Origin of the sequence: Streptomyces sp. SID11385 (genome assembly GCF_010548245.1) — a bacterium.
GTDB lineage: Bacteria > Actinomycetota > Actinomycetes > Streptomycetales > Streptomycetaceae > Streptomyces.
This window is the reverse complement of sequence record NZ_JAAGLR010000415.1, coordinates 1-2,685: the sequence shown is the minus strand read 5'-3', so window position 1 is coordinate 2,685 and position 2,685 is coordinate 1. Positions and strand designations below refer to the sequence as shown.

4 protein-coding genes and 1 pseudogene are annotated in these 2,685 nt (G+C 71.0%); all 5 read right to left on the bottom strand.

What is annotated here, in order from left to right:
* Positions 1-106: 106 nt before the first annotated feature.
* Positions 107-445 (bottom strand): Lsr2 family protein, encoded by a 339-nt coding sequence (locus G3I42_RS12795; RefSeq protein ID WP_164285478.1) that lies wholly within the window; start codon positions 443-445, stop codon positions 107-109.
* Between the two features lie 507 nt (positions 446-952).
* Positions 953-1,501: an amino-acid N-acetyltransferase gene (locus G3I42_RS12790; RefSeq protein WP_164285476.1), complete on the bottom strand. Its 549-nt coding sequence runs from the start codon at positions 1,499-1,501 to the stop codon at positions 953-955.
* 10 nt (positions 1,502-1,511) lie between these two features.
* A complete protein-coding gene (locus G3I42_RS12785; RefSeq protein ID WP_164285474.1) occupies positions 1,512-2,036 on the bottom strand; it encodes a BlaI/MecI/CopY family transcriptional regulator in 525 nt (174 codons plus the stop codon).
* A 156-nt stretch (positions 2,037-2,192) separates the two neighbouring features.
* Positions 2,193-2,375, bottom strand: a complete 183-nt coding sequence (locus G3I42_RS12780) for a hypothetical protein (protein WP_164285472.1) — start codon at positions 2,373-2,375, stop codon at positions 2,193-2,195.
* A 20-nt stretch (positions 2,376-2,395) separates the two neighbouring features.
* Positions 2,396-2,685, bottom strand: a pseudogene (locus tag G3I42_RS12775) (hypothetical protein); the annotation flags it as partial.

Here is a 2,685-nt window from a genome sequence, read left to right as displayed (position 1 = left end):
CGCCGCCGGGCGCGTACGGGCGGACCCGCGGGGCCCCGTACCGCCGCGGGTCGCGCCCGCTCCCGTACCGCGACCGGCGGCCCGCTCCCGTACCGCATCGGGCGGCTCAGCGGTGGGCGTCCTCGTACGCCTGCCGGACGGCCCGGGAGACGCGGCCGCGGTCGTTGACGTCCATGCCCTGCTCCTTGGCCCAGGCGCGGATCGCCGCCGTCTCCTCGCTGCTGCCGGTGGAGGAGGAGCGCGCCTTGCCGCGGGCGGCGGAACCGCGGCCACCGGTGCGGCGCCCGCTCTTGATGTAGTCCTCGAGCAGCCCGCGGAGCTTGTCCGCGTTCGCCGTGGTGAGGTCGATTTCGTAGCTCTTGCCGTCGAGCGCGAACGTCACCGTCTCATCGGCCTCGCCGCCGTCGAGATCGTCGACGAGAAGGACCTGAACCTTCTGGGCCACTGGATTTCCTTTCATCCCTAAATGCAGTACGCCGGAAAGCAAACCGCTTTTTCCGGGAAAACACAAACCCCTCGGAGATGCTGAGGAGAGACTGCGCAGAGCGGGCGCGCGGGAAACATGCGCGTTTCGGACATAGGTCGCAGCGGGCCTACGGGCCGGGGAATGGGCCGGGATTGCCGTCGCCAAACAGCGCGGGAACGGGCCGGAAGACGGACAAGCTTTGGCCAGCACCTACCTTTGACATACGCGCGGGCATAGGTGCCGGCATACGCGGGGCCATAGGGGTCGCCATACGCGCGGGCATAGGCGGAGTGATAGGCGTACCGATAGACAAGCGCAAGACGCGCGCAAAGCCGCTCCTCTCGCGCGCCCGCGCGAACCCGCGCGAAGAGTGCGAGCGCGGGCGGCGGGCCCTCTTCGTCGCACGTCAGAGGGCGGGGCGGCTGCGCCGTGTCCTCGCGCGGGCACTGTTCGTACGGAAAGCGCGGGAGGCGAAGCGCCGCGCGTTCACAGATGCAGCAGCATCCGGCAGTTGCCCAAGGTGTTCGGTTTCACTCGTTCGAGGTCGAGGAACTCGGCGACGCCTTCGTCCGGGGAACGCAGCAGTTCGCTGTAGACCTCGGTGTCGATGGGGGTCTCGCCGATCTCGACGAAGCCGTGCTTGGCGAAGAAGTCCACTTCGAAGGTGAGGCAGAAAACCCTCCGCACCCCGATCCAGCGCGCGGTGTGGAGGAGCTTCTCCAGCAGGAGATGACCCACTCCGGCGCCCTTGAGCGCGGGGTCGACGGCGAGCGTACGGACTTCGGCGAGGTCCTCCCACATGATGTGCAGCGCCCCGCAGCCGACGACCTCCGCGTTGTCGTCGCGTTCCGCGACCCAGAACTCCTGGATGTCCTCGTAAAGGGTCACGGTCGCTTTGTCGAGCAGGATGCCGCGCCGCGTGTACGGGTCGAGCAGCGCCCGCACGGCGGCCACGTCGGCGGTACGGGCGCGGCGCACCGAGACGGCGGGCGCGGACAGGGGGCCGGGGACGGGCGGTACGGCTTCGCTGGACATGATCGCGACGCTACCGCTCCCCGTCACCGTCGGCGGGATCGGGTGCGGGAGGCGCGGGCTCGGCGGACGGCGTCGCGCGGGGTTCGGGTTCGGGCGCGGCGGGAGGCGCCCCCTCGGCGACCGGCGACGCCGGGGGCTCCGTCGGCTGCTCCGCCGGGCGCCCCGTCGGCGCCTCCGGCCCCTGCACCATCCGTACCGCGTCGCGCAGCGCCTGCTGCTGGTCGGCGCTCATCATGCGGAAGAAGGCGACGAGGGCGGCGGCGCGGTTGTCGCTGCGGCCCCAGTCCTCGTTCATGAGGGAGGCCGCGTAGGCGTCGCGCGTGGAGACGGCCTCGTAGCGGTAGGCGCGGCCCTCCGACTCGCGGCGGACCCAGCCCTTCTGGTGGAGGTTGTCCATGACCGTCATGACGGTCGTGTAGGCGATGGAGCGCTCCAGTTTCAGGTCCTCCAGGACTTCGCGGACCGTGACCGGACGGTTCCACTTCCATACGCGGGTCATCACCGCGTCTTCCAGTTCTCCCAAAGGACGGACCACGCGTGCACTGTACGTGCACAAAGCGGCACCATCTATTCAATTCACGGCAATTCCTGTCACCGCGCGGCAAAAGGGGTGCGCGTCCCGGCGGGAACCCGTGAACGGGTCCCGGGGACACGCACCCCTTGCGCGATCCGGAGCGCGGACGCGGAGGCGTCAGTCGCGCGCGGTGGTGTGCTCCGTGCGGGAGCCGCTCTCGACGCCGGCGAACGCCGCGTCGACGGCGGCGTCCTCCTTGTTCTTGGCCGCGCCGCCCTGGGTCTTGACGATGACCCTGACGAGGCCGATGAAGAAGATGGCCATCACCACGGGCGGCACGAGTGCGGAGACGTAGTCCATGGGGCTCAGAGTAGACCGGGCTAGCCGACCGCGAGCTTCTGGGGTGGTGTGTCCGCGGTGTCCGCATTGCCGTCCGTGTCGACATCCCCGTGGACACCCGCGCCGACGGCCGGGTCCAGGAGCGCGGCGTACCGGGCGCCGGGGGGCGCGGGGCGGCGCTTGGGCGGGAAGACCTCTGCGGGGGTGGGTACGGCGCCGGGGCGGCGGGGTGGCTGTTCGGGCTTGCGGGCGGGCGTCACCGGTTTGGCGGGCGCGGGCTTGGCGGGGGCGGGCTTCGCGGGCTCGTCGGCGGCGCGGCCGCCGGGGAGGG